The organism is Roseobacter sp. OBYS 0001 (genome assembly GCF_019654895.1).
GTDB classification, from domain to species: Bacteria; Pseudomonadota; Alphaproteobacteria; order Rhodobacterales; family Rhodobacteraceae; genus Roseobacter; species Roseobacter litoralis.
On the sequence record NZ_BPES01000027.1, the window covers coordinates 1 to 1,152 of the forward strand.

The 1,152-nt window shown below is 55.6% G+C and carries 1 protein-coding gene; it reads left to right on the forward strand.

Going from position 1 to position 1,152, the window contains the following annotated elements:
• The first annotated feature begins 14 nt into the window (after positions 1-14).
• Positions 15-1,129 (forward strand): IS3 family transposase gene (locus K5Q35_RS22550; protein ID WP_220801478.1). Its coding sequence is split into 2 segments (ribosomal slippage): positions 15-264 and positions 264-1,129, totalling 1,116 coding nucleotides; the frame shifts between segments, so codons are not numbered across the junction.
• The last annotated feature ends 23 nt before the right edge of the window (positions 1,130-1,152 follow it).

Below are 1,152 nucleotides of genomic sequence, written 5' to 3' on the forward strand. Positions count from 1 at the left end.
TAAGGAGACAGACGATGAAGAGAAGCCGTTTCAGTGAAGAACAGATAATCGGGATATTGAAAGAGCATCAGGCTGGGCTTGGCGCGAAGGAGCTTTGTCGCAAGCATGGCGTCAGTGATGCGACGTTTTATAAATGGCGGTCCAAGTACGGCGGGATGGAAGTGTCTGACGCCAAGAAGCTGAAGGCGTTGGAACTCGAGAACGCCAAACTGAAGAAACTCCTGGCGGAACAGATGATGGATGTCTCGACGCTGAAGGAAATGCTGGGAAAAAACTTTTGAGGCCCGGCTCACGCAGAAACGCGGTGACCTGGGCCATGAAAGAGAAGCGATACAATCAGAAGCGCGCCTGTGCGTTGGCTGGGATTGATCCACGGGTCTATCGACGTGTGTCGAAGCGGCCAGCGGATACGGAACTGCGTGGTCGATTGAAAGAGCTGTCGTCTGAACGGCGACGCTTTGGCTATCGTCGGCTGCACATTCTGCTGAAGCGCGAAGGCTGGCAAGTGAACTGGAAGAAGCTGTATCGGATCTACCGCGAAGAAGGGTTAACAGTCCGTAAACGCGGCGGTCGCAAGCGTGCAGTGGGCACGAGGACACCGATGGCGATCCCACTGGGGCCGAACCAGCGGTGGTCGCTGGACTTCGTGTCTGACAGCCTGTCGTGTGGTCGCCGGTTCCGCATCTTGAACGTGATTGATGACTTCAGCCGTGAATGTCTTGCTGCAGTTGTCGATACGTCGTTGTCTGGTGACCGTGTTGCGCGTGAACTGGACCGGATCGCTGAGATGCGTGGATACCCATGCGTCGTGGTCAGCGACAATGGGACCGAACTGACGTCCAATGCGATGCTGAAGTGGCAAGAAGACCGCAAGGTTGACTGGCACTACATCGCGCCCGGCAAACCAATGCAGAACGGGTTTGTCGAAAGCTTCAATGGCAGGATGCGCGACGAATGCCTGAATGAGCACCTGTTCGATAGCATACGCCATGCTCGCAACCTGATTGCGGCATGGCGCAACGACTTCAACCACCACCGCCCTCACACAAGCCTCGCTGGCCTAACACCCGCGGAATATGCTAACCGGTCAGAAAAGGACCAAAACCCGAACAGAGCTAACGTAAATTAGCGGACTCAAAGGGGAGCAGGTCA